This is a genomic window from Microbacterium meiriae, from assembly GCF_040686935.1.
Taxonomy (GTDB): Bacteria; Actinomycetota; Actinomycetes; order Actinomycetales; family Microbacteriaceae; genus Microbacterium; species Microbacterium meiriae.
This window is the reverse complement of record NZ_JBFBMF010000004.1, coordinates 56778-80787: the sequence shown is the minus strand read 5'-3', so window position 1 is coordinate 80787 and position 24010 is coordinate 56778. Positions and strand designations below refer to the sequence as shown.

General features: G+C 70.0%; 27 protein-coding genes. 15 read left to right on the top strand and 12 right to left on the bottom strand.

What is annotated here, in order from left to right; genetic code table 11:
• Positions 1–288: 288 nt before the first annotated feature.
• Together AB0P08_RS13620 and AB0P08_RS13615 are read left to right on the top strand one after the other, a co-directional pair.
• On the top strand, positions 289–423 hold the full coding sequence (locus AB0P08_RS13620) for a hypothetical protein (RefSeq protein ID WP_255218720.1): 135 nt from the start codon (positions 289–291) through the stop codon (positions 421–423).
• A gap of 149 nt (positions 424–572) precedes the next feature.
• Complete coding sequence (locus AB0P08_RS13615; RefSeq protein WP_187662820.1) at positions 573–884, top strand: hypothetical protein; 312 nt, start codon at positions 573–575, stop codon at positions 882–884.
• Positions 885–892: 8 nt separating this feature from the next.
• On the opposite strand, the gene AB0P08_RS13610 is transcribed toward AB0P08_RS13615, so the two are convergent.
• From AB0P08_RS13610 to AB0P08_RS13595, 4 genes are all read right to left on the bottom strand, one after another.
• Positions 893–1870, bottom strand: a complete 978-nt coding sequence (locus AB0P08_RS13610) for an SRPBCC family protein (protein ID WP_259954160.1) — start codon at positions 1868–1870, stop codon at positions 893–895.
• Positions 1867–2112 (bottom strand): hypothetical protein, encoded by a 246-nt coding sequence (locus tag AB0P08_RS13605; RefSeq protein WP_259954159.1) that lies wholly within the window; start codon positions 2110–2112, stop codon positions 1867–1869. Before AB0P08_RS13605 ends, AB0P08_RS13610 begins: the two co-directional genes overlap by 4 nt.
• 69 nt (positions 2113–2181) lie before the next feature.
• Positions 2182–3366 (bottom strand): zinc-dependent alcohol dehydrogenase, encoded by a 1185-nt coding sequence (locus AB0P08_RS13600; protein ID WP_268777599.1) that lies wholly within the window; start codon positions 3364–3366, stop codon positions 2182–2184.
• 103 nt (positions 3367–3469) lie between these two features.
• Positions 3470–4798, bottom strand: a complete 1329-nt coding sequence (locus AB0P08_RS13595; RefSeq protein ID WP_363590206.1) for a cytochrome P450 — start codon at positions 4796–4798, stop codon at positions 3470–3472.
• 149 nt (positions 4799–4947) lie between these two features.
• On the opposite strand from AB0P08_RS13595, the gene AB0P08_RS13590 reads away from it, so the two are divergent.
• Positions 4948–5385, top strand: coding sequence for an SRPBCC family protein (locus AB0P08_RS13590; RefSeq protein WP_363590205.1), 438 nt, complete (start codon positions 4948–4950; stop codon positions 5383–5385).
• 15 nt (positions 5386–5400) lie between these two features.
• Here AB0P08_RS13590 and AB0P08_RS13585 read toward each other — a convergent pair whose 3' ends face one another.
• Positions 5401–6216: a shikimate 5-dehydrogenase gene (locus AB0P08_RS13585; RefSeq protein ID WP_522727319.1), complete on the bottom strand. Its 816-nt coding sequence runs from the start codon at positions 6214–6216 to the stop codon at positions 5401–5403.
• A 487-nt stretch (positions 6217–6703) separates the two neighbouring features.
• Between AB0P08_RS13585 and AB0P08_RS13580 the strand changes: the two genes are divergently transcribed.
• Entirely contained in the window at positions 6704–6910 is a 207-nt protein-coding gene (locus AB0P08_RS13580; protein ID WP_017203899.1) for a cold-shock protein, read from the top strand.
• A 91-nt stretch (positions 6911–7001) separates the two neighbouring features.
• Here AB0P08_RS13580 and AB0P08_RS13575 read toward each other — a convergent pair whose 3' ends face one another.
• Positions 7002–7667: an HAD hydrolase-like protein gene (locus AB0P08_RS13575; RefSeq protein ID WP_363590203.1), complete on the bottom strand. Its 666-nt coding sequence runs from the start codon at positions 7665–7667 to the stop codon at positions 7002–7004.
• Positions 7668–7811: 144 nt separating this feature from the next.
• Here AB0P08_RS13575 and AB0P08_RS13570 point away from each other — a divergent pair, with 144 nt between their 5' ends.
• The gene (locus AB0P08_RS13570; RefSeq protein ID WP_363590202.1) at positions 7812–8060 is read left to right on the top strand and encodes a response regulator; all 249 of its coding nucleotides are present in this window, start codon (positions 7812–7814) and stop codon (positions 8058–8060) included.
• 2 nt (positions 8061–8062) lie between these two features.
• On the opposite strand, the gene nucS is transcribed toward AB0P08_RS13570, so the two are convergent.
• Positions 8063–8758, bottom strand: coding sequence for an endonuclease NucS (nucS, locus tag AB0P08_RS13565; protein ID WP_187662827.1), 696 nt, complete (start codon positions 8756–8758; stop codon positions 8063–8065).
• A gap of 35 nt (positions 8759–8793) precedes the next feature.
• Positions 8794–9645 carry a GAP family protein gene (locus AB0P08_RS13560; protein ID WP_363590201.1) on the bottom strand — a complete coding sequence of 284 codons (852 nt, stop codon included), beginning with the start codon at positions 9643–9645 and terminating at the stop codon, positions 8794–8796.
• Between the two features lie 117 nt (positions 9646–9762).
• On the opposite strand from AB0P08_RS13560, the gene AB0P08_RS13555 reads away from it, so the two are divergent.
• Both AB0P08_RS13555 and AB0P08_RS13550 read left to right on the top strand, forming a co-directional pair.
• Entirely contained in the window at positions 9763–10959 is a 1197-nt protein-coding gene (locus AB0P08_RS13555; RefSeq protein ID WP_363590200.1) for a sensor histidine kinase, read from the top strand.
• A complete protein-coding gene (locus AB0P08_RS13550) occupies positions 10956–11600 on the top strand; it encodes a response regulator (protein WP_363590199.1) in 645 nt (214 codons plus the stop codon). The genes AB0P08_RS13555 and AB0P08_RS13550 overlap by 4 nt, the downstream gene beginning before the upstream one ends.
• Before the next feature lie 2 nt (positions 11601–11602).
• On the opposite strand, the gene AB0P08_RS13545 is transcribed toward AB0P08_RS13550, so the two are convergent.
• On the bottom strand, positions 11603–11731 hold the full coding sequence (locus AB0P08_RS13545) for a hypothetical protein (protein ID WP_363590198.1): 129 nt from the start codon (positions 11729–11731) through the stop codon (positions 11603–11605).
• A gap of 57 nt (positions 11732–11788) precedes the next feature.
• On the bottom strand, positions 11789–12148 hold the full coding sequence (locus AB0P08_RS13540; protein ID WP_363590197.1) for a hypothetical protein: 360 nt from the start codon (positions 12146–12148) through the stop codon (positions 11789–11791).
• A gap of 481 nt (positions 12149–12629) precedes the next feature.
• Here AB0P08_RS13540 and AB0P08_RS13535 point away from each other — a divergent pair, with 481 nt between their 5' ends.
• Positions 12630–13013 carry a hypothetical protein gene (locus tag AB0P08_RS13535; protein ID WP_363590196.1) on the top strand — a complete coding sequence of 128 codons (384 nt, stop codon included), beginning with the start codon at positions 12630–12632 and terminating at the stop codon, positions 13011–13013.
• Between the two features lie 301 nt (positions 13014–13314).
• Here AB0P08_RS13535 and AB0P08_RS13530 read toward each other — a convergent pair whose 3' ends face one another.
• On the bottom strand, positions 13315–14553 hold the full coding sequence (locus tag AB0P08_RS13530) for an MFS transporter (RefSeq protein WP_363590195.1): 1239 nt from the start codon (positions 14551–14553) through the stop codon (positions 13315–13317).
• Between the two features lie 60 nt (positions 14554–14613).
• Here AB0P08_RS13530 and AB0P08_RS13525 point away from each other — a divergent pair, with 60 nt between their 5' ends.
• Positions 14614–15675, top strand: coding sequence for a LacI family DNA-binding transcriptional regulator (locus AB0P08_RS13525; RefSeq protein WP_259954141.1), 1062 nt, complete (start codon positions 14614–14616; stop codon positions 15673–15675).
• A gap of 13 nt (positions 15676–15688) precedes the next feature.
• Here AB0P08_RS13525 and AB0P08_RS13520 read toward each other — a convergent pair whose 3' ends face one another.
• The gene (locus tag AB0P08_RS13520) at positions 15689–17191 is read right to left on the bottom strand and encodes a hypothetical protein (protein ID WP_363590194.1); all 1503 of its coding nucleotides are present in this window, start codon (positions 17189–17191) and stop codon (positions 15689–15691) included.
• Positions 17192–17311: 120 nt separating this feature from the next.
• On the opposite strand from AB0P08_RS13520, the gene AB0P08_RS13515 reads away from it, so the two are divergent.
• From AB0P08_RS13515 to mnhG, 6 genes are read left to right on the top strand one after another with little or no spacing between them, the layout of a single operon-like run.
• Complete coding sequence (locus AB0P08_RS13515; RefSeq protein ID WP_363590193.1) at positions 17312–20284, top strand: Na+/H+ antiporter subunit A; 2973 nt, start codon at positions 17312–17314, stop codon at positions 20282–20284.
• The gene (locus AB0P08_RS13510; RefSeq protein WP_232089137.1) at positions 20284–20874 is read left to right on the top strand and encodes a Na(+)/H(+) antiporter subunit C; all 591 of its coding nucleotides are present in this window, start codon (positions 20284–20286) and stop codon (positions 20872–20874) included. Before AB0P08_RS13515 ends, AB0P08_RS13510 begins: the two co-directional genes overlap by 1 nt.
• Positions 20871–22424 carry a Na+/H+ antiporter subunit D gene (locus tag AB0P08_RS13505; RefSeq protein ID WP_259954137.1) on the top strand — a complete coding sequence of 518 codons (1554 nt, stop codon included), beginning with the start codon at positions 20871–20873 and terminating at the stop codon, positions 22422–22424. The genes AB0P08_RS13510 and AB0P08_RS13505 overlap by 4 nt, the downstream gene beginning before the upstream one ends.
• Entirely contained in the window at positions 22421–23014 is a 594-nt protein-coding gene (locus AB0P08_RS13500; RefSeq protein ID WP_363590192.1) for a Na+/H+ antiporter subunit E, read from the top strand. The genes AB0P08_RS13505 and AB0P08_RS13500 overlap by 4 nt, the downstream gene beginning before the upstream one ends.
• Entirely contained in the window at positions 23011–23280 is a 270-nt protein-coding gene (locus AB0P08_RS13495) for an MrpF/PhaF family protein (RefSeq protein ID WP_187662839.1), read from the top strand. Before AB0P08_RS13500 ends, AB0P08_RS13495 begins: the two co-directional genes overlap by 4 nt.
• Positions 23277–23666, top strand: a complete 390-nt coding sequence (gene mnhG, locus AB0P08_RS13490; RefSeq protein WP_071328007.1) for a monovalent cation/H(+) antiporter subunit G — start codon at positions 23277–23279, stop codon at positions 23664–23666. Before AB0P08_RS13495 ends, mnhG begins: the two co-directional genes overlap by 4 nt.
• The last annotated feature ends 344 nt before the right edge of the window (positions 23667–24010 follow it).

The window sequence follows — 24010 nt, the reverse complement described above, 5'->3', positions numbered from 1 at the left end:
GACCGCGGGGGTGCTCTCCCCGACTCCGGCGCACGGGCTGCGGCGGCGCGCCTCCGCAGGCGGCCCTCTGAGTGGCGTGCGGAGCGGTCTGCCTGACCGGTTGCTGTCATCCGACCGTACCATGTTATTTTGAGTCATTCAAAAGAAGTGAGAGACGATCACGGTTCCGTACAGGGTTGCAGAGCGATTCGCTCAGGCGTTTTTCTCCCGTTCAGCGGGAAATTTGACTTCCCTGTGCTTCCGGGTATGGTCGGGGGTTACGCCAGCCAGTCACAAAGGGGAAGCGCCATGTCAGGAAAGTCCACACCGGGTCGCGCCGGAAAGAAGGCGCCGCAGCTCTCTCTCAAGGAGAAGCGGGCGGCGAAGCGCGCGAAGAACGCCCCGGACGAGTTCCTCAAGCCTCGCAAGGGCGCGAAGAGCTGAGGACTCCGGCCCGGCGGGTGCGGCGCTCGATCGTGGCACCCGCCGGTACCCGGGCGATGGGCTACCGGGGTGCCGCCGCTGTGTCAACGGGCCTGTCCCGAGCGCCGATCCGACGCACGCTGGAGTCTCCGTCACGAGAGGAGCGCGTCATGTCGAACCCGGAAGCCTTCATGTATCCGGATGAGCCGCTGCAGCCGGAGGAGCCTCTGCGACCCGAGGAGGAGGACGTCGTCGAGTCCGATGAGGAGCCTTCGCGAGAAGGCATCGCGGCACACCTCGCCGAGCGCGGAGGCGACGATCCGGACGCTCTTCAGGACGTGCCGGCCGGCGGGGCCGGAGCCGACGCCGGCGCGGGAAACGCGGCCCGCGTGGACCCTGCGTCGAAGAATCCACCGGAGCCCGCCTATGAGTCGACCCACAGCAAGGAGCCCGGCGTCGGTCCGCGGCATGAAGAGGGCTGAGCGACCGATCAGCGGAAGACCCGACTGATTCCGCTCTCGACCTGCACGAGTTGGATGAACACCAGCCCGCGCAGGAGGGGCGCGAAGGGCGACCGCAGCGCTCGTCGGATCGGCCCGCGTGGCCTGGTCTCCCATGTCAGCGTCGCCCGGAGCTGTGTGCCGCCCGCCGCCGGTTCGAGCGCGAGGGCGAGGAGGCGCGGGTTCGCGTTCGGGGCGTCGGGATGCTCGAAGCGCCAGGCCACGTGTGTGGGATCCTGCGGCGCCGAACGGGTCACCCGGAGGCGATGGAATGCCGGCTTGCGCCGGAGTGGTCGTCCGTCGGGGGCCGTCGTGGGGGCGAACGCCTCCCACGGACCGTCCTCGGGTCCCGGGAGGATGGTGGCGACGCTCTGATCCCAATCCGGGAGACGGTCGGCGGTCGAGAGCAGTGTCCAGACATCCGTCATGGCGGCCGGGATGAACATCGAGCGTGACCCGGAGATCCCGGAGATCTCCCGCCGTCGCTGCAGCGGGCGTGCTGCGGCTTCGACCTCATCCAGTTGCACCGTGATGTCGTCCGCCGTCACGGCGAGCCGGTCGAGGATGGCGGTGATCAGGCCGCTGGGCTCCTCGAGAAGGGCGCGGAGCACGGCGGCCGAGTCGCCCTGTCGGCCGCCCCCTGTGGCGGCGCGGAGCACCGCGAGGGCGCGGTCCGTCCAGTCGTAGCCCTCGGTCTCGTGGAAGACGATGCGACCGGGGCCGATCGAAGGGGCGTCCACGCCCACGGCCTGGAGCTGTCCGGCGTGCTGCGCCTCGACCGCCGTCCGGGTGGCGTCGAGATCGACGCCCGCACGCCGCAGGACCTGTCCGCCGGTGTCGGCATCGAGCGTGAGCGCGAGCAGCAGGTGATCGATGTCGGCATCGCGGACACCCAGGCGTGACGCCTCCTCCATCGCCGCGAGCGAGAGGGTGTGCATGGTCGCAGCGGCCTGCGTGAACCGGCTCATGCGTTCCGCCGCGGAACCGGGATCGTCGGATCGATGCGACGACTGTGCTTCTTGTGCACGGCCTGCCGCGTGACCCCGAGGGCGTCGGCGACGGCCTGCCAGCTCATCCCGGCGCGGAGCCCGGCCTCCACCTGGCGCAGTTCGAGAGCGTCGGCGAGCGTCCGCAACGAGGCCACTGCGCGCAGCCCCGCACGGGGATCGGTCGTGTCCGCGGCGGCGCGGGCGATGTCGAGGGACTCCATGATGTCAACCTAGGTTGCTGGCAGCGATGCTGTCAACCCGGGTTGCTTCTGGAGCCCCTCGACGATCCGTCAGGCGGCGGAGGGGTGCAGCACGACCTTGATGCAGCCGTCCTTCTTCTCCTGGAACGTCCGGTACAGGTCCGGGGCGTCTTCTAGGGCCGCGTGGTGCGTCGTCAGATCCATCACGCCGAGCGGGTCGGACGGGTCCTCCACGAGCGGGAGGATGTCATCGATCCAGTTCTTCACGTTGCACTGTCCCATGCGCATGCTGATCTGCTTGTCGAACAGGGTCTTCATCGGCAGGATGTCGGCGTCGCCGGCGTACACACCGCTCAGCGAGACCGTGCCGCCACGACGGACGGCGTCGATCGAGGCGTACACGGCGGCGAGACGATCGATCCCGGCCTTGTCGAGCATCTGCCGTGCCGCGGGATCGGGCAGCAGTCCGACCGCCTTCTGCAGGAACTCCACGCCGCTGTTGCCGTGTGCCTCCAGGCCCACCGCATCCACGACCGCGTCGGCACCACGACCCTCGGTGGCATCGCGGATCTCCTCGACGGCCGTGTCCGTGAGGTCGAGCGTCTCGATGCCGTGCCGTTCCGCCATCGCGCGCCGCTCCGCCACCGGCTCGACCGCGATGACGCGGTGGCCGCGGTGCCGGGCGATCCGGCTGACGAACTGCCCGACGGGGCCGAGTCCCATCACCGCGAGCGTCCCGCCTTCGGGAAGCTGCGCGTACTCCACGCCCTGCCATGCCGTCGGCAGGATGTCGCTGAGGAAGAGGTAGCGCTCATCCGGCAGGTCCGGCCCGACCGGGATGTGGTTGTAGTCGGCCAGCGGCACGCGGAGGTACTCGGCCTGCCCGCCGGGGACCTGGCCGTAGAGCTTGGTATAGCCGAAGAGTGCCGCGCCGCTGCCGTACTTGCGCACCTGGGTCGTCTCGCACTGGGACTGCAGCCCGCGGAGGCAGAAGAAGCACACCCCGCACGAGATGTTGAACGGGATCACGACGCGGTCGCCGGGCTTCAGCTTCGTGACGTTCGCGCCGACCTCCACCACGACGCCCATGGGCTCGTGCCCGAGGATGTCCCCGCGGTCGAGGAACGGACCCAGCAGTTCGTAGAGGTGCAGGTCGGACCCGCAGATGGCCGATGAGGTGATCCGGACGATGGCGTCCGCCGGCTGCTGGATGACCGGGTCGGCGACCTCCTCCACCGTCACGTTCCGCTTGCCCTGCCAGGTGAGTGCCTTCATCATGTCCTCCACGTCTCGATGTCCGTCGTCCCTCCACGCTCTCGGGCGAGCGGCAGCATGGCCACCCGGTTGACAGGTCGTGGACGACGTGCGATCCCAGGACTCAGTGGAACGGGCAGCCGCGCCCGGAACCGGCGGCACGCACCCGCCCACCCGAGGAGGGCTTGGTGGGAAGGCGGCGACGGTTCACGTCGAGTCCCTCGTCGAGCACCGTCAGCTCCGGGTCGCTCAACACCGCGACGGCGGCGGAGAGGCCGGCGATGACGAGCTTCTCCCCGGGGCAGCGGTGTCCGGTGGCGACGTCGCCCCCGCCCTGCGGGACGAAGGTCACGAGGTCCTCGTAGTCGTCCACGTCGGTGAAGCGTTCGGGGGCGAAGCGCTCGGGGTGGGACCACGACCGCCCATCCGTGTTCGTGCCGAGGATGTCGAGCACCACCCGGCCGCCCTCCGGCACGGTCACGCCCTCGATCTCGACCTCGGTGGTGGTGCGACCAGGCAGCATCGGCACGAACAGCCCCGTGCGCCGCACCTCCTGCGCGAACATCGTCGCCAGGGTCCCCCCGACCAGGGCCCCGCGCTCGGTGGTCTCGGCGGCGATCCGAGTGCGCCATTCGGGGTGATCGTGCAACTGCTTCGCGGCGAAAGCCACGAACCGCGCGGCGGCGATCATCGGGCGGATGCTGTTCTGCAGCTCCACGCCGGCGACCTGGGTGGGCAGGAGCGCCCCGGTCTCGTCGCGGTGCGCGGCCCACAGGGCGAGTGCCGTGCCCTCGGGGGCCGACAGATCGCCGGCGCGGACGGCTTCGATGAGGCGTCGCGCATGGCGGTCGGAGAAGATGCGGTTCGCGAAGGCCTCGACATAGGCGGGGGAGTAGGGAGCACCGAATCCGTCGACGATCTGCGCGAGTCGGGCTGCCCATCGGGTGTGCGCCGCGGCCGTGCCGGGCAATCCCGCCCACCGCATCATGGCGCGACCGAACGCACCGACGGCGGCGTCGTACGCGGTCCGGGTGCCGCCGGCGCGCCAGTCCTCGAGCTCCGCCGCCCACTCCCGTTCGAGGAAGGGCGTGAGCCGCTCGACCTGGGCATCCTCGTACGCGGCCTCCACGAAGGTGGCTTTGCGGTGGCGGTGCGCCGCGCCGTCGAGCGCGTGCACCGAGCCGTGCCCGAAGAGCGGTTCGCGGATGACCCCCGGCATGGCGCCGGCGCGGGCGATGCGGCTCTCGTCGTAGAACAGCGCCACCCCCTCGGCTCCGCGGACGAAGGCGGCGGGGTGCCCGAGGAGGCGCATCGGGGCGGAGCGGGCGCCGGGGCGGGCTCGGCGCCAGATGCGCTCGCCGAAGTCGTAGCCCCGGGTGAGCAGCGACGGCGAGTCCTCGTGCAGGACCGCGTCGAGGCCGTCGGACAGTCGGGAAGTCAGTCGCTGAAGCATGATCCGACCCTGTCACGTGGCCGCGAGGGGGCCCAAGGGGGAGGCGACTTCGGATCGATTGTGCTAGCCGGGCTGTCGGTGCCGCCGATGTCAAGCACCTGTCCGACCGACGCTCGGAGCACCCAGGATGGGCAGGGAACGGAGGAACCATGGCCACCAACACCCGCGACCTGACGTGCAGCACTCATGACGTGTTCCGCGTGCTGGCGAACGGCTGGCTCTACCCCGCGTGGGTGGTCGGCGCGTCCCGCATGCGTGACGTGGACGACTCCTGGCCGGCGGCCGGGGCCCAGCTGCACCATTCGGTCGGCACATGGCCCGCGCTCCTCGACGACACGACGGAGCTGGTCGAGTGGCGCCCTCCGCACCGCGCCGTGATGCGGGCACGCGGCTGGCCGGTCGGCGAGGCGCAGGTGACGATCCGCGCGCGGTCGACTCCGACCGGCTGCCAGGTGCGCATCGATGAGGAGCCGGTGAAGGGCCCGGCGACGATGGTGCCCCGGTTCCTGACGACGCCGATGCTCCGCTGGCGGAACGCCGAGACGCTGCACCGCCTGGGCTACCTGGCCGAGGGTCGCGCGTCCTGACCCGGGCTCATCGCCTCACGCTCCCGCCCGCATGAACTCCTCGGCGGCGCGCACCTGCTCTGCGGACGGACGGATCCCGGTGTAGAGGACGAACTGCTCGAGCGCCTGTCGCGTCGCGACCTCGGCGCCCGTGATCACCGTCTTGCCCGCGGCCCGACCGGCGGCGATGAGCGGGGTCTCGGCGGGCAGGGCGACGACGTCGAACACGACTCCAGCGGCGTCCACCGTGGACTCGGGGAAGGCGAGTGCGTCCGCCTCCGCACCCCCGGCCATGCCGATCGGGGTGACGTTCACGATCACGTCGGCGGTGGTGTCTCCGGCCTCCGCGCGCCAGGCGAAGCCGTACAGCTCGGCGAGGGCCCGGCCGGGCGTCTCGTTCCGGGCGACGATCGTCACGTCCGTGAAGCCGGCGTCGCGGAACGCGGCTGCCGTGGCCTTCGCCATGCCGCCCGAACCGCGGAGGAGGACCGAGGACGCGGGGTCGAGGTCGTTCTCCGCGATCAGCTGCGCGATCGCCGAGTAGTCGGTGTTGTGGGCCGTGAGCACGCCGTCATCGTTCACGATCGTGTTGACGGAATCGATGGCCTGCGCTGAGGGGTCCATGCGGTCGACGAGGGCGATGACGTCCTCTTTGTAGGGCATCGAGATCGCGCACCCGCGGATGCCGAGGCCGCGCACCCCCGCGATGGCCTGCCTCAGATCGGTCGGAGCGAAGGCCTTGTAGATCCAGTTCAGACCGAGGGCTTCGTACAGATGGTTGTGGAAGCGCGTGCCGTTGTTGCTCGGCCGTGCCGACAGCGAGATGCAGAGCGTCATGTCCTTGTTCAGCATGGTCACCGATTCAGGCTACCCCTGCGTCTGTCAAGGTCCATGGCGGGAGATCGCGTCCTCCCCTAGGGTGAAAGTGCATGCAAGGGGATCGATCGTCTACGCCTCTCCCCAGGAGGCGGAGGCCCTCCCCACGGGCCGGACGATCCGTGCATGCGATTGGGCCCTCTCGAGTAGTTCAGTCCCCAATGAACTCCTCGAGAGGGCCGCTCTCCGGCCGGTCGTCACGAAGATTTTTCAGATTTGTCCCCCAAAAGGGGGACAAGAAGCGCGTGGAGGGGTTAGGCTGTTTCTGACGCACCCTCCGGTCGTCTTCGGCCCTCATCGCTCCCCCCGCGGTGAGGGCCACACCATTTTCCGGGCGCGTCTGCTCATGCAACATTTGGATTACCTTCTCGCAACGACTATTCCGCTGGGGGTCCCCTCCACTAGCGTTAGCGATGTCGGTGCACCCCTGCGTCGGCTTCTACATCAGCAGAACAGGCAGTACATGAGCACCCAGGGCACGGTCAAGTGGTTCAACTCGGAGAAGGGCTTCGGCTTCATCTCCCCCGACGACGGAGGCGCTGACGTCTTCGCGCACTACTCCGCCATCCAGTCATCCGGCTACCGCTCTCTCGAAGAGAACCAGCGGGTCGAGTTCGATGTGGCGCAGGGCCCCAAGGGCCTGCAGGCAGAGAACATCCGCCCCGTCTGAGGCGGAAGCAACACCGGGAACTCCCCGTCGGAATCACGCGCAGGCGCTGACCCGGCGGGGAGTTTCGTCTTCCCTGGCGGCCTCGGGCCGGTCAGGGCAGCAGGAGTGCGCGCAGCTCGTCGACGGTCGCGACGCGGAACGCCGCGTCGTCGCCCTCGTGCGGGTCGCTGAATCCCCAGCCCACGAAGATCACGGGCACGCCGTTGGCGAGACCGCCCTGGACATCATGGTGCCGATCGCCGACGAGGACAGGGCGGGAGGTGTCGGCGCCGAGTTCGCGCAGTCGTCGCAGCGCCTCGGCCACGATGTCGGTCTTGGAGGCGAGCGTGGCCTCGTCCGGCGTGGCGCCCACGGTCGTGAGGAACGACGGCCGGAGTCCGAAGTGATCCACCAGGGCGTCGACCTGGTTCTCGGGCTTCGAGCTCGCCGTCGCCTGGGGGACACCCGCCGCGTGCAGGTCGTGGATCAGCTCGGCGACGCCCGGATACGTCCGCACGTCGGTCGTGTACCCGTCGGCCTTGCCGAGGGTGCGGTAGAACGCCACGGCCTCGGCCGACTGCTCCGGCGTCATCCCCGCCTGATCCTGGAAGGACTGGAACATGGGAGGGCCGATCCAATGCACGAGCTCGTCCCGCGTCGGCGCCGGGTGGCCGAAGTGCGTCAGGGCGATGTTCAGGCGACGCAGGATCCCGACCGAGGCGTCGACGATGGTCCCGTCGACGTCCCAGAGCACACACGAGTAAGGCGAAGAGGGCATGCCTCCAGCCTAGGGTCCCGCGAACGGGTGCCCGCCCGTCCTGCACAGGTGTGCACGAAACGGGTTCATCCACCGAACGCGGGAAGGCCCTTCACGTCGACCTAGAGTCGTGACAGCGGCGGGATCACGGGTGAGAATGGGGGCATGTACGTGTCGGTGGAAGTCCTCACGATGCTGGCGACGGCCGCGACGACTCTCGTCGCGATCATCAGCGGGTTCGGCTGGATGATCGGTCGGATGGACGCGCGCTTCGCCGCGATGGAGACGAAGGTCGACGCGAGGTTCGCGATCCAGGACGCGAAGTTCGACCGGATCGAGCACGAGCTCACCGAGGTGAAGATCGCGATCGCGCGGCTCGAGGGTCCGCAGCCGCGTCTGGTCTCGACGCGCTGAGGTCAGAAGAGGCGGGGGATGCCCGACTCGATGCCCTTCATGTCGTCGTAGTCGAGCACGAGGCAGCGGATTCCGCGATCCTCGGCGAGGACGCGGGCCTGCGGCTTGATCTCCTGGGCGGCGAACACGCCCTGCACCGGAGCGAGGTGGGGGTCGCGACCCAGGAGCTCGAGGTAGCGGGTGAGCTGCTCGACGCCGTCGATGTCGCCGCGGCGCTTGACCTCGACCGCGATCGCCACGCCGTCGGCGTCGCGCACCAGCAGGTCGACCGGGCCGATGGCCGTGGGGTACTCGCGACGCACCAGAGTGGCACCCTCGGCGACGCGGTCCACCTGCTCCGCGAGCAGGCGCTGCAGGTCCGCCTCGACGCCGTCCTTCTGCAGCCCGGGGTCGATCCCGAGCTCGTGGCTGGAGTCGTGGATGACCTCGTAGATCTGCACGCGGAGGGCATCGCCCGTCTTCTTGTGGGTCACGCGCCACACTTCGACGACGCCGGCGCCGGCTTCTTCCTCGCCCGGGTCCTCGGTGGCGAGCACGCACGGCGGGCTCATCCAGTTCAGCGGCTTGTAGCTGCCCCCGTCGGAGTGCACGAGCAGACTCCCGTCACCCTTGTGCACGAGCAGGCGGGTGGCGAGCGGAAGATGGGCGTTGAGCCGACCGGTGTAGTCGACCGAGCAGCGGGCGATGACGAGACGCACCCGACGAGCCTACTTCGTCGTCGCCGTGGTCGCGGTCAGAAGATCGCGCCGAAGAGCCCGAGCTCGGTGGCGGCCGACCGGGCGATGAGGAAGCCGATGATGCCGATGATCCAGGCGGTGTTCTCCGCGCCCGTCCGCTCCATCCAGGAGGCGAAGCGCTCCAGCGGCCGCTGCACGAGCGGGGCCGCCACTAGTCGCAGCACGAGGAGCACGACGGCCGGCGCGATCATGAGCGCACAGTATCCGGCCAGGGACAGGATCCGCAGCGAGGTGTCGACGCCGGCGTCCGCCAGCATCGTCATCGCCACGATGTAGGGGAGCATCGTCGCGACCTCCACGAGGCCGGCGGCGATGGCGACGGCTATGACCGCGAACCCGCGCGTCTTCGGGTCGAGCAGCCGTTCCCGCCAGCGGGTGATCCGTCCGGGCCGGGGCGCGGCCGTCGCGGTGGCGGCGGACGGAGCGGGAGGTTGCATCTGCGCGCCCGATGCCGACACGGGGTCTCTGCCCGGCATGCCGGGATCCGGCGGCGCGACGGTGGCCGTGGGCGCCCCGCCCTGCGCTGCTTCGGCGGGCTTCGTCGGCATCACGAACGCCGTGACGAGGAGGGCGGCGCCGACGACGAGGCGGGTGATCATTCCCGCCGGGGAGCTCAGGAAGTCGGAGGCGACGTCGACGAGGTTCACCAGCCCCCACAGGAAGAGGAGTCCGACCACGAGATAGAACACGGCGATCGTCGCGAGATAGAGGAGGATCCGCCCGGCGCGCACACGCCCGGGGTGCAGCAGCAGGAAGACCGGGATGAGCAGTGTCCCGACGCTCAGACCGTCGATGAGCGCGAGCACGGCGAGGGAGAGGGGCAGCGGCAGCCCACCGAAGAGTTCCATGCCTTTACGATCCCGACCCCTGGGCGAACGCGGATCGGGCGAAAGTCGGGGGTCGTTCAGACCCCCCTCATCCTTTGGTCGGATGCGACGGAGTGCGGGCCGTGGTTGCATGAGGGCATGCACGATCCGGCCGACGGAGGGCCCGCCGCCTGGTACCGGCGGCACCGATGGTGGGTGGACCCCGTCGGCATGGCCGTCCTCGCGACGATCATGGCTGCTCTCGGGTTCCACGGGATCTGGGGCCCCTTCTCGCTGCTGCCCGAGGACGTCTCGCCGTGGTGGCCGCTGGTGCTCGCCATCCCGGCCTGCGCTCTGGCCCTCGGCAAGCGTCGGCACCCGTGGACCGTGCTGGCCCTCGTCACCGTGCTCTTCGTCGCCGACCTTGTCACCGTCGGCGGCGTCGGGACGCTGGTGGTGCTGCTGGACGTGCTGTGGACGGCGGCCTTCCTCGCCGGCCCGCGTGGGCGCCGCGTGCTGCTGGTGCTGCTGGGCACGGGGACCATCGCGCTCTTCCTCGCCGCCCTGCTCTTCTCGGGGGCAGAACCACCGGTCGCGCTGCTGTTCGGCGTGCAGTTCGGAGCGATCTTCGGCACCGACTACTGGTGGGCGGTGGCGGTGTCGCAGGCGCATGAGCTGGCCGAGCTGCACCGTCAGCGCGCCGAAGACGCCGCGGCCACCGCCGCCAGAGACCGGGTGCAGGCGGTGCAGCGCGAGCGAGAGACCATGGCCAGGGAGTTGCACGACGTGGTGGCGGGGCACGTGATGGCGATGGCCATCCGGGCGGAGGCGGCACTTGCTGCTCCGCCTCACCGGTCAGACGACCGCGCCGCGCTGCAGGCCGTGCGGGATGCCGGGCTGGACGCGCACGGAGCCCTGCGCACCATGATCGGAGTGCTGCGCCGCGGCGACGGGGCGCTCGCTCCGACGCCGGGATGGGCCGACCTCGACCGCCTCGCCGCCGAGGCCCGGCGCTCGGGGCTGGACGTGCGGCTCGCCGTCGAGGATCCGGGCGCGCTCGGCGGGGGCGGGGAGCAGGCGGTGGTGCGGGTGGTGCGCGAGGCGCTGGGAAACTGCGTCCGCCATGCCAACGGCGCGGTGGTCGAGGTCACGATCGGCCCGGCCGACGGGGTGGCCAGCGTCGCGGTGCGGTCGCGAGGCGGGGCGCCGACCGCGACCGCCGGGCAGGGCGGCGACGGGTGGGGGCTGCAGATGCTGCGGGAGCGCATCACCGCCCTGGGCGGGACGTTCCGGGCCGGGCCGGAGCCCGACGGCTGGCTGGTCGAGGCACGACTGCCGGTGGAGGTGCGGGCATGACCGCGCCGACCGTGCTGCTCGCCGACGACCACGGCGCGATCAGGGCGGGCCTGCGCATCATGCTGGAGACGCACGACATCGCGGTGGTGGGCGAGGCGGCCGACGGGGAGGTCGCGGTCCGCAACGCGGCGGCGCTCCGGCCGGACGTGGTCCTCATGGACCTGCGCATGCCGGGACGTGACGGGGTATCGGCCACCCGCGAGATCGTGGAGCGCGGACTGGGAGATGTCCTCGTGCTGACGAGCTTCGACGAGGACGAGCTCGTGCTCGCGGCGATCCGCGCCGGGGCCGTCGGCTTCCTCCTGAAGACCGTCGACGCGCCGACCCTCGTCCAGGCCGTGCGTGCTGTCGCTGCCGGAGAGGGGGCGCTGGACCCCCGGGTCACCCGGCGTGCGCTCGCCGCGGTGGCGGCGTCCGCTCCGGAGCCGCCGCCGATGACGACGTTCGTGCTCCCGGAACTGACGCCGCGGGAGCGGGACGTCCTCGACGGGATCCTGCAGGGGTGGTCGAACGCCCAGCTCGCCGCGCGCCTGAAGATCTCGGTGCCGACCGTGAAGACCCACGTGTCGAACGTCCTCACCAAGCTCGGCGCGCGCAGCCGGTCGCACGCGGCCGCGCTCGTCCGCGGCGTCGAGGACTGACGTCAGCCCTCGGTGATCGGAACCGCTGGAGCTGTCTCCTCCGTGCGGAGCGGCCGGGCGGCGCCGGAGAACAGGCCGGAGAGCACCACGAGCGCGACGAGGATGAAGAGCAGCGAGGCGCCGATGCCCACAGGGCGGCACCCACGGGGTCTATCGCGCGGAGCAACGTGGCGCTGAGCTATGACCTCCTAAATCTGAGCGTTGGAACGGTCAGGTTCTCCCGCAGCGGCGCTCGGCTCGCTCTTGTAGCCCCTACTCACAAGGAGGACACGCCGCCAGTACGTCTGGGCGAGGAACACGGGGTCGTCTCGCCGTAGGGAAGCCCCTACCATCACGTTCGTAACGAACAGCGCGAGCACGAAGAGGGGCCCGATCCACACAGCCTGCGCGCCGATGATGAGGCCAGCGATGACGACAACGCTCAGGACCAGGAGCCCCGCCACCCGACCCAGCCAGCGAAACGGTCCCACTGCGGTCGACGCGAAACTGATACCCACGCTCGCTCCGAGAAGAACGGTGAGGAGGTAGATGATCGGTTCGTTCACCATCAGCGGTTCTCCGTTCAGCACTTGACCCTCCAGATTACGCCGGGGATCGGGGCAGCAGTGAAGAACAGACAAGTCTTGGGATTCTCCCCCTGCGCAAGATTCGCCTGCGCCACGATGTAGGACGCGAAGACCCCGCACACCCTGACAGCGACAGTCTTCGCGAAGATTCCACACATGCCGATCGCGGCAGCATAGTCACGAACGCGCGACGTTCTGATCGGCTCAGCTTCATCCCCCAAGCGGGGCCCGTCCACTGCCACGTAGGGTCCGCAACGATCGGATAGCTCGTAGAGGCGCTGGGAAAGACCACCTGAAACAGTTCGTCCCCGCGGATCTCGTACCGAGTGGGGACGGCACGCCCGTCCGCATCCGTAGCCCACGGAGCCGCCACCGGGATCGCGTTGTTCTGACCGTCGATGAAGATCACTTCCCCGGTATCGGATTGATAGGGCTGATACCCGTCCATCCGGTAGCCGAACTCGTGAGCACTGTCCCCACTTCCGATCACCGTCTGAATACGTGTAGACCCGTCTTCGAGCGTCTGAACGGCAAGAGCATCATCCGAGCCGTCATCGGCGGCATAGACGACGGTCCCGTCGGCAGCAACAACCCCAGCATCAACCGGAAGCTCGTCAGGAAGCGCGATACTCGCCGCCTGCTCTCCGTCCGCGGTCGTCCTTGTCACGACGACTTCATCGTCCGACGACAGCGGCACCGCCGACTCAACATCACCCGCATCCGTCACAAGCTGGCCAGCAACAACCTCGCCCGGGCTGGACAGCGCCGTTGTCGGCGCAGCGGCTTCGATCGTCGCAGTCACCACTTCAGCGTGATCGACGGAGTCATCCGCCGCATCGGCCGGTGAAACCGTCGTCACCGTAAGCGCAGCAACCGCCGTGACAGTGCCGACGATCCCCAGCTTCCTTCGCGACATCCCATTCCTTTCTGGCGCCAACGCCGAAGGCTGACGCGGAGCCACGGTAAGCAGCCGCCACTGGCACTGTCTGTCCACCACTCGGGGGACAGCCTCGTGAACTCCTGAAAGGACGCGCTTCGTCACCGATATATAGCAGCCACTGAACTGTGTCCGGCCCCCATGCGGACACGCTCGGGGCGTGCAGCCGGTCGCACGCGGCGGCGCTCGTCCGCGGCGTCGAGGACTGAGGTCAGCCCTCGCGCGTGCGGGCGACCTCCGTCTTCTCCCCCGCGCGGAGAGAGCGGGCGGCGCCGGAGAACAGGCCGGAGAGCACGACGAGCGCGACGAGGATGAAGAGCGTGTTGAGCAGCCCGATGTGCTCGCTGATGACGCCGAGCACGGGAGGGCCGCCGAGGAACGCCACGTAGCCGATGGTGGCTGCCGCACTCACCCGTGCAGCGGCCTTGGCCGGGTCGTCCGCCGCCGCCGACATGCCGAGGGGGAAGCCGAGCGACGCGCCGATGCCCCACAGGGCTGCGCCGACGAGGACCAGCGGCAGCGTGGGCGCGAGGATGAACAGCAGGATCCCGGTGGCGGCGGTCGCGGCCAGGATGCGCAGCACGAGGACCCGACCGAACCGGTCGACGAGCGGTCCGCCGAAGAGGCGCACCACCGTCATCCCGACGGAGAACACCGCCAGGGCGACGGCCCCGGTGCCCTCCGCGAACCCGTGCCCCTGCTCCGTGCCCAGGGCGATCCAGTCGTTGGCCCCGCCCTCCGCGAAGGACATGCCGAGCATGACGGTTCCCAGCAGGTAGGTGCGCGGTTCGCGCCAGGCCTCGAGCGCCGTGTGCATCCGCTGACGGAACGGGGGCTTCTCGTGGTCCTCGGGGTCGAGCGCGGCCTCGCGCACCGGGACCTGGAAGAAGCAGACGACGGCGATCGCGGCGATGAGGACGCCCATCGAGACGGCGTGCGTGCCGACGTCGACCTTGAGGGCCGCGGCGAGGGCGCCGATGCCGGCGCCGAGCACGGTGCCGAAGCTGAAGAACGCGTGGAAGACCGGCAGGATGGTGCGGCCCATCTGCTGTTCGATGGCGGTGGCCTCGACGTTCATCATCACGTCGACGCAGCCGTTGCCGAAACCGAAGAGCACCATGCCGATGAGCACGACCGGCACCGACCCGAAGACGGTGGCGCCGAGGCCGACGAGCGCGATGCCGGTCGCGAACGTGAGCATCGCCAGGAGCATGCCGCGTCGCGCGCCGGTCCGCGCCATCACCGCAGGGCTGGTGGAGATGCCGAGGATGGACGCGACGCCCATGCCGAGCAGGATGAGGCCGACCTGCGCGTTGTCGAGGTCGAGCGCCTCCTTGATCCCCGGCACGCGGGAGGCCCAGGTCGCGATCGAGAGGCCGCTGGCGAGGAAGATGGCGAAGATCGCGGTGCGCCAGCGCACGAACTGCGAGCGGGTGAGGGCGGTGTCCATGGCGGACAGCCTATCGAATCGATTCGACCTTCGGTGACGGAACCGGGCTATCCTCGGAGTATGACCAGGGAGACGCCGCGACGGCCCACGATCGCCGATGTGGCTCGCGAGGCGGGGGTCGCCACCTCGACCGCGTCCGTCGTCTTCAGCGGCAAGGCCAAGGTCGCACCCGCCACCCGGGACCGGGTGCTCGCCGCCGCGACCGACCTCGGCTACACCGGCCCCGATCCGCGCGCCGCCTCCCTCCGGCGCGGGCGCAGCGGCATCGTGGCGGTGGTCCTGGAGGGACATCTGCGCGCGGCCTTCCTCGATCCGGTCACGACCGCGATGATGGACGGCCTCACCGACGGCCTCGCCGACCTCAGCGCCGGGATCCTCCTCATGCGCGACGAGCCGGGGGAGGACGGCTCTGCCATCGCGAGCGCTCCCGTCGACGCCGTGGTGCTCATCGGATGCTCCGGGCGCACCCGCGCGTCCCTGGAGATCGTGCTCGGACGTGGTCTCCCGGTCGTCGTCATCGAGGGCGATGCGGGGCTCGACGTGCCGCGCATCACGCTGGACAACGTCGCCGCCTCCGCCGACATCGCCCGTCACGTGCGCGACCTCGGTCATCAGGACGTCGCGCTCGTCACCCTCTCGCTGGACGCGGAGCGCGAGCGCACCCTCATCACGCCGGAGCGGTTGGCGAACGCGACCGTCGACGTGACGGTCGACCGTCTCGCCGGGATGCGTGAGATCTTCCCCGACGCCCCGGCGATCTCGGCCTCCGGAAGCCTCATCGACGAGGGCATCCTCGTCGGCCGGATGCTGCTGGCCGATCCCGCCACCCGGCCGACCGCCGTGCTCGCGCAGAGCGACCTGCTCGCCGTCGGCGTGATCCGTGCCGCGGAGGAACTCGGACTCCGTGTCCCCGAAGACCTCTCGGTGGCCGGCTTCGACGGGATCCCGCTCGACGGCCTCGGCGATCTCACCCTCACCACGAGCGTGCAGCCCGCGGTGGAGAAGGGCAGGGCCGCCGGGGAGCAGGTCGCCCGGATGCTGCGCGGGGAGCCGGGCGTGACCCAGGACCTGCACTGCGTGTTCCGCGCCGGCACGACGACCGCACCGCCCCCCTCGCGCTGACAGCGCGCACCGGTCACGAACGCGCGGGCCCGAGGGGAAGCGTCGCCGGCGCGTAGTCGAGGATGCGGTACCGCCCGCACTCGACGAGGGCGGTGGGCTCCGCGGCGGTCCGCAGGTTCCACGGCACGGTCTGCGTGTCCTCGACGAGGAACGACACCGCACCCACGGCGAAGTCCCGACGATCGACGAGCCAGGCGTAGCCGTGCAGCTCGTGATCGACCTGCACGAGCCGGGCGGGATCCGACGCGTGCAGCTTGGGCAGTCGGATCGTCCAGAACTGTCCCGCACCGGTGCGCCCCGACGCGTTCACCCAGTCGGTCACGCAGGCGAGATCGCGGTCGGGCGCGCTCGCCGCCTGCACGATGCGCGGCACGGCCGCCGCGCTGCCGACGAGGAGGGCGATGGCGACGACGGTGGGGACGACGCGAGTCACCGCGGCTCGCGGCATCCGGACGCGCGGGAGTGCGACGAGGGCGAGGATCGGGGCGAACACGAGCGGCTGCAGGTACCGGGCCGCGTGGGTTCCCGCCGCGATGCCGCCGACGATCACGAAGAGCGGGAGGACCCAGGCTGCCATCGCCACGAGGCGGATGCCGCTGTCCGACGCGTGCGCCGTCCGCACGACCGCGAGCACCGTCAGCGTCACGATGACGACCGCGACCAGCACGCCGCCGGGCGTGGACAGGCGCTCGATCGCGAGTCCCGCGTAGTACTCGACGGCGTGGGCCCACTCCGAGGGCTGCACGTAGCCCGCGCCGGAGTTCGCGATCCATGCCGAGAACGGAATGCGACCGAGGAAGCCCAGAGCGCTGCCCCCGACCAGGGCCCCGATCAGGGCCGGCGCGTGACGCCGGACCGGGGGCGCAGCGAGGGAGACAGCGCCGAGGATCAGGGAGAGCGGCACCGTGGCCCATGCGGCGAACAGCGGATTGCTCATGGTCGCGACCGCCGCGACCGCACCGAGGGCGATCGCCGGCGTCACGCCTCCAGAGGTGTCGTCGAGGACGCGCCGACACAGAGCCACGGCGAGGAGCACGCCCACGACCGTGGCCGAGTAGTACGTGGTCGTCAGCATCAGCGACGCGAGCTCGAGCGCGTCGCGCGACGTCGACGACTCGGTGAGGATGAGGAGACAGAACGTCGCGAGGGCCGCGACCGACCAGGCGACCGGCGCCCGACCCTCGACGCGCCGACCGGCGGCGAGGCGGATCGCCCCGTAGAGCGCGAGCACGTTCACCACCGCGTTGGCCGCCAGCACGCCGTCCACGTCGAAGGGCAGCACGGCGTCGAGGGCCGTGAACACCGCGATCTCGGGAAGGAAGAGCACACTGGACATCGCCCAGTCGCCCCCGCCGCCGTCCAGGATCGATCGGGCGACCAGAGCCACGATCAGCGAGTCCCCGTCGTCGAACATCAACGTCGACCGGGGTGACGACGCCAGGTATCCGACGGCGATCAGCGCGAGTCCCAGCGCGGCCACCCACCCCGCCAGCTCCCGCCCCCGGACCCGCCGCATGCGACCACTCTGACACGCGATCTCGAAGCTCGCGGAGCCGACAGGCGCCTCGGCCCGGTAAACTGGACGGACACCGCCCGCCTGAGCCGTACGGCCGACGAGCCCCGAGGAGCCGCGTATATGCTGATGCTCCTCGCAGTGTTCCTTCTCGGGTCGCTCTTGATGCCCGTTCTGGTGCGCTGGTTGGGAGCTCAGGCTTTCGCCGTCGCCGCCCTCGTCCCGGCCGCCGCGTTCGTGCACGCCCTCGTGCTCACGCCGCAGGTGCTCGACGGCCCGGTCCCGTTCGTCTCGGTGCCGTGGATCCCGCAGCTCGGGCTGAACCTGTCCATGAACATGGACGTCCTCGGGTGGGTGCTCACGCTCATCGTCACCGGCGTCGGCGCGCTCGTGCTGCTCTACTGCCGCTGGTACTTCCACGACGAGGCGGCCGGGATCGGGCAGTTCGCGGGCGTCCTCCTGGCCTTCGCCGGCGCGATGTACGGTCTCGTCCTCACCGACGACCTCGTGATGCTCGTGATGTTCTGGGAGGCCACGAGCATCCTCTCCTACCTCCTCATCGGCCACTACCGACGTCGCGCCGCCAGCCGACGTGCCGCGCTCCAGGCGCTCCTGGTGACCACGCTCGGCGGACTCGTCATGTTCGTCGGCGTCGTGCTCCTCGTCGTCGACGCGGGGACATCGAGCATCCGGGAGATCCTCGCGATCGCGCCGACCGGTCCGATCGTCGATGCGGCGATCGTCATGCTCCTCATCGGCGCCATCAGCAAGTCGGCGCTCTTCCCCTTCCACTTCTGGCTCCCGGGCGCCATGGCGGCCCCGACACCGGTCAGCGCCTACCTGCACGCCGCGGCCATGGTGAAGGCCGGCATCTACCTCATCGCCCGCTTCGCACCCATCTTCGCGTTCAGCCCGACGTGGCGGCCGATCGTGCTCACCCTCGGCATCCTCACGATGCTCCTCGGGGGCATCCAGGCGCTGCGGGAGACCGACCTCAAGCGTGTGCTCGCGTTCGGCACGGTGAGCCAGCTCGGTTTCTTCGCGGTCGTCGTCGGCTACGGCACGCAGGCGGCCGCCCTCGCCGGCATCGCGCTGGTGATCGGGCACGCGCTGTTCAAGTCGGCGCTGTTCCTCATCGTCGGCGTCATCGACCGCCAGCTCTCCACCCGTGACGTGACCGAACTCTCCGGCGTCGGCCGGCAGGCGCCGGTCATGGCCACGGCCGCGTTCATCGCCGTGGCCTCGATGGCCGGGGTGGCTCCGACCATCGGATTCGTGGCGAAGGAGTCGACGCTCACGGCGCTGCTGGATGATGCGCTGGGCGGCTCCGTGTGGGGTCTGGTCGCCCTGATCGGCGTCGCGCTCGGATCCATGCTCACCGCGGCATATGGTGTCCGCTTCCTCTGGGGCGCGTTCTGGACCAAGCGCGACGCCGACGGACAGCGGCAGCCCGATACGGTCTGGCCCGATCCGCCGGTCGGCTTCCTCTCGGCACCGATCATCCTCGCCGGGGTGACGCTCGCCGCGGGGATCGGCGCCCCCGCGCTCGACGTCGCGCTGCAGCCCTATGCGCTGACCGCCACCCCCGGACTCGACCACGAGGGCGCTGCCGTCGAGGGCCCGGGACACCTCGCGCTCTGGCACGGCCTCGAACCCGCTCTCGGCATCTCGATCCTGTCGATCCTGCTCGGCATCGGCCTCTTCCTCCTCACCCGCCGGACCGGGTGGGACCGTCGTCCGCGACTGCTGCCGTTCACGGCCGCCGACGCCTACTACGTGGTGATGCGCGGCATCGACCGGCTCTCGGTGCTGAGCACGACGCTCACCCAGCGGGGTTCGCTGCCCGTCTACGTGGGGACGATCTTCGTCGCCTTCGTCGCCGCCGAGGTCACCGCGCTCGTGGCGAGCGACATCGACCGCTATCAGCTCTCGCTCTGGCACACGCCGGCACAGCTCGCCGTGGCCCCGATCATGGCCGTCGCCGGCGTCGTGGCCGTGCGGGCCCGCAAGCGCTACACCGGGGTCGTGCTCGCCTCCGTCACGGGCCTGGGCATGGTCGTCCTCTTCGCGACCAGCGGAGCACCGGACCTCGCGCTCACCCAGATCCTCGTCGAGACGGTGACGATGGTGACCTTCGCCCTGGTGCTGCGCCGCCTTCCTGCGCGGATGGGCGAGCATAACGCCTCCGTCAGCCGCATCCCGCGCGCCCTCCTCGGGATCGGCGTCGGCCTGACCATGGCGTTCGTCGCCGTCGTCGCGACCCAGTCCCGCGTGGCCGACCCCATCTCGGCGATCTTCCCGGAGATCGCGTACGAGATCGGCCACGGCAAGAACGTCGTGAACGTGGCGCTGGTCGACCTCCGCGGTTGGGACACGATGGGCGAGCTGTCCGTGCTCGTGCTCGCCGCGACCGGTGTCGCCTCTCTCGTGTTCGTGACGCACCGCGCCGACCTGCTCGCCGCCACGAAGACCCTGCCCCGCTCGGTGCGGAAGTCGGCACGGAGCCGGCCGCTGGTGGAGACCACGGACGGCGTGCGCTTCCAGACCGCGGAGAACCGCTCGGCACCGCGCGCCTGGCTCGTGGGCGGCCAGAAGATGAAGCCGGAGAACCGGTCGATCCTGCTCGAGGTGATCGTCCGGATCCTGTTCCACACGATCATCGTCGTGTCGATCTTCCTGCTCTTCGCCGGGCACAACCTCCCCGGCGGCGGCTTCGCGGGCGGGCTCGTCGCGGGCATGGCCCTCGTGATGCGCTACATCGCGGGAGGCCGCTGGGAGCTGGGCGCCGCCGCGCCGACCGATGCCGGAAGACTCCTCGGCGCGGGCCTCATCCTCGCCGTGGGCACCGCCGTCGTGCCGCTGTTCTTCGGCATGGCGCCGCTCACCAGCACCTTCTGGGAGTGGGAGATCCCCGGTATCGGGCATATGGAGTTCGTCACCTCGACCATCTTCGACATCGGCGTCTACCTCGTCGTGATCGGACTCGTCCTCGACGTGCTCCGCAGCCTCGGCGCCGAGGTCGACCGGCAGGCGGCGCTCCGCCCCGGTGAGAGCACCGCCGTCGACTTCTCCTCGAGGACCGGGGGGAACGGCTGATGGACGTCTCGCTCGCCCTCATCGCGATCATGGCCGTGCTCTTCGCCTGCGGCGTCTACGCGATGCTGGAGCGCAGCCTCACCCGCGTCCTCATCGGCTTCCTCCTGCTCGGGAACGCCACGAACCTGCTCCTGCTCATCGTCATGGGCGTACCGGGGAACGCACCGTTCTTCGGCACGGAGGGCGACCTGAGCGACCCGCTGCCCCAGGCGCTGACGCTCACCGCGATCGTCATCACGTTCGCCGTCTCGGCCTTCCTGCTGGCGCTCATCTACCGCTCCTGGCAGCTCGGTCAGGCGGACACGGTCGAGGACGACGAGGCCGACATCGCGCTGCGGGAGCGCACCGACGAAGACGAAGACCTCATGGACGACGAGTCCGAGACGGACGACGACGACGCCACGACCGACTTCGTGGGCGTGCAGACCGCGCCCATCACCGTCCTGCACATGCGCGACAACCCGGCGATCCACGATGACGCGCCGTACGACGCGCCGTACGTGCCGGAGCCGGAGCCGGAACCCGACGGCGCGGACGAGGCCGACGCGGACCGGGACGACGACACGACAGACGGGGAGGGCAGGCCATGACCACGCTCGTCCCCCTCCTCGTCGCCCTGCCGCTCCTCGGTGCCGCGATCACGCTCGTCTTCGGTCGCAACGCGCGCCTGCAGGTGTTCGTCACCGTCGCCACGCTCGCGGTCGTGTCCGTCATCGCGGCCGTGCTGCTCGTCGTCGTCGACGCGGGCTCCCCGCTCGCGGTGTCCGTGGGCGGGTGGCCGGTGCCGTTCGGCATCGTCCTCTACGTCGACCGTCTCGCCGCTCTGCTGGTGCTCGTCTCCAGCATCGTCCTGCTCGCGGTCCTCCTCTTCTCCATCGGTCAGGGCGTCGCTGATGGTGCAGACGAGACCCCGATCTCGATCTTCAACCCCTCGTACCTGATCCTCGCCGCGGGTATCTTCAACGCCTTCATCGCGGGCGACCTGTTCAACCTGTACGTCGGGTTCGAGATCCTCCTGGTCGCCTCGTACGTGCTCATCACCCTGGGGGGCACCGAGTCCCGCATCCGCACCGGGGCGGTCTACATCGTCGTCTCGCTCGTGTCGTCGATCCTGTTCCTCGCGTCGATCGCGATGATCTACGGTGCCCTCGGCACGGTGAACATGGCCCAGATCGCCGAGCGCATGTCGGAGCTCCCACAGGACACGCAGCTCGTCCTGCACCTCATGCTCGTGGTCGCCTTCGGGATCAAGGCCGCGATCTTCCCCGTGTCGTTCTGGCTGCCCGACTCCTACCCGACGGCCCCCGCGCCGGTCACCGCCGTGTTCGCCGGCCTGCTGACCAAGGTCGGCGTGTACGCGCTGATCCGGACCGAGACGCAGCTGTTCGCCTCGAACAGCATCGACACCCTGCTGCTCATCATCGCGCTGGCGACCATGGTCGTCGGTGTCCTCGGCGCCGTCGCGCAAGCCGAGCTCAAGCGGATCCTGTCGTTCACACTCGTCAGCCACGTCGGCTACATGATCTTCGGTCTGGCGATCGCGACCCCGGCCGCCATCGGCGCGACCGTGTACTACATCGTCCACCACATCGTCGTGCAGACCACCCTGTTCCTGGCGGTGGGACTCATCGAACGTCGCGCGGGCAGCACGTCGATCCTGAGGGTCAAGGGCCTGCTGAAGATCGCCCCCGTCATCGCGCTGCTGTACTTCATCCCCGCCATCAACCTGGGCGGTCTGCCGCCGTTCTCCGGGTTCATCGGCAAGTTCGCCCTGTTCGAGGCCGCGGCCTCCGTGGGCACGCCGCTGATGATCGTGCTCATCTTCGGCGGCATCATCACCTCGCTGCTCACCCTGTATGCGCTCATGCGCGCCTGGAACCTCGCCTTCTGGCGCGAGGAGGAGGACTCGACCGAGACCGAGGGCCGCATCTCCTACCTCACCGGAGCCCCCGCCGCGGATGAGCAGCAGGAGCGCCGGCACATTCCGAGGATCATGACCATGGCCACCGCCGGCATGGTCACGGTCACACTGGCCCTGACGATCTTCGCCGGACCGCTGTACGCTCTGTGCGACCGTATCGGGGCGGGCCTGCTGCAGCCGGTCAACCTCGTACAGCTGGAAGACGAGGTGGAGGGATGAGCCCGGACACCAAGCGCGTCTGGCGGGACATCGGCATGCAGCTGCCGTTCCTCGCCTGGCTGATCGTGCTGTGGATGCTGCTGTGGGCCCAGTTCACGGTGCTGTCCTTCCTCACGGGACTCGTGGTGGCGATCTTCGTGACGCGGGTGTTCCGCCTCCCCACGGTCGAGCTCTCGGGGCGCGTCAACCTCTGGTACGGGGCCCTGTTCGTCGTGCAGTTCCTGTTCGCGATCCTCCGCGGCGCGCTCTCCGTGACGGCGCAGGTGTTCGACTTCCGCCGCCAGCCGGGTACCGCCATCGTCGCGGTACCCCTCCGCTACGCCGACGACCTCGTCATGACCCACGTCGCCGTGGTGTCGTCGCTCATCCCCGGCTCCCTCGTCGTCGAGGCCGACCGCGACCGCGGGATCCTCTATCTGCACGTGATCGGCGTGCGCAGCAAGGAGGACGTCGAGAAGCAGCGGCAGGGCGTCCTCGGCTGGGAGAAGCGCATCGTCCGGGCGCTCGGCAACCCGACCCAGTACCGTGCGCTCAAGTCCGACGAGCGCGCCGGCCGCATCGACCCCGCGACGATCGGCGGTGCCCGATGAACACCCTGCTCCTCATCATCCTCGCCGTGTTCGCCGTGGCTGCGATCCTCGCCGTGATCCGCATCGTCCGCGGCCCCTCGATCCTCGACCGCGCCGTCGCTGCCGACGTGCTGCTGACCGAGGTCATGTGCGTGCTCGGCGCCGAGATGGCCATCAACGGCCACACCCGCAACATCCCCGTGCTGCTCATCATCGCGGCGGTCGGCGTGTTCGGGTCGATCGCGGTCGCCCGGTTCGTCGCGAGAAGGGACAACACGACACCATGAACGTGTTCGGTCTGATGATCCCGGATGCCGTCGTCGATGTGGCGGTGCTCGTCCTCATCCTGCTCGGGGCGATCCTCTGCCTCTCCGCCTCCGTGGGGCTCCTGCACTTCCGCGATGTGCCGACGCGACTGCACGCCGCGACGAAGCCCCAGGTGCTCGGGCTGCTGCTGATCTGCGTCGCGATCGCTCTGTCGCAGCGGTCGATCGGCGGCGTGCTGTTCGGTCTCGTGCTCGTGGCGCCCGTGGTACTCATGCAGTTCGCGACCGCCCCCCTGTCCGCGCACATGGTCGGTCGCCAGGCCTACCGCAACGGCACGATCGAGCAGCGGGGTCTCGTCGTCGACGAGCTCGCCGAGTCGAAGCAGACCCCTCCCGCCGCCGGCTGACCGCCTCGGCGCCGACGTAGCCGGTTCCGCCCGCCGTCGGTTCACAACTCAGGAGATCTGCGGCGTCATCGGGCCGCGCGTGCGCTCAGGTCGGATGGGGGACGGATTCTCCTGAATTGTGAACGCCGTGCGCGGCCCCCCACTTCTCCTCCACCGCCTCGCGATCCGGAGCGGACACTCCACACCCGGCCTCACTCCCCGTGCCGCCGTGTCGCGCCGGGCATCCTCCGGGATGTGATCGCCCACTCCGGACCCCAGCGCGCAACAGAGGTCTTCGACTCCACGGTCTTCACTCGAGCGGATCTTCGCTCCGCGGGGCTGAGGGGGCGCGAGCTGACCGCCCT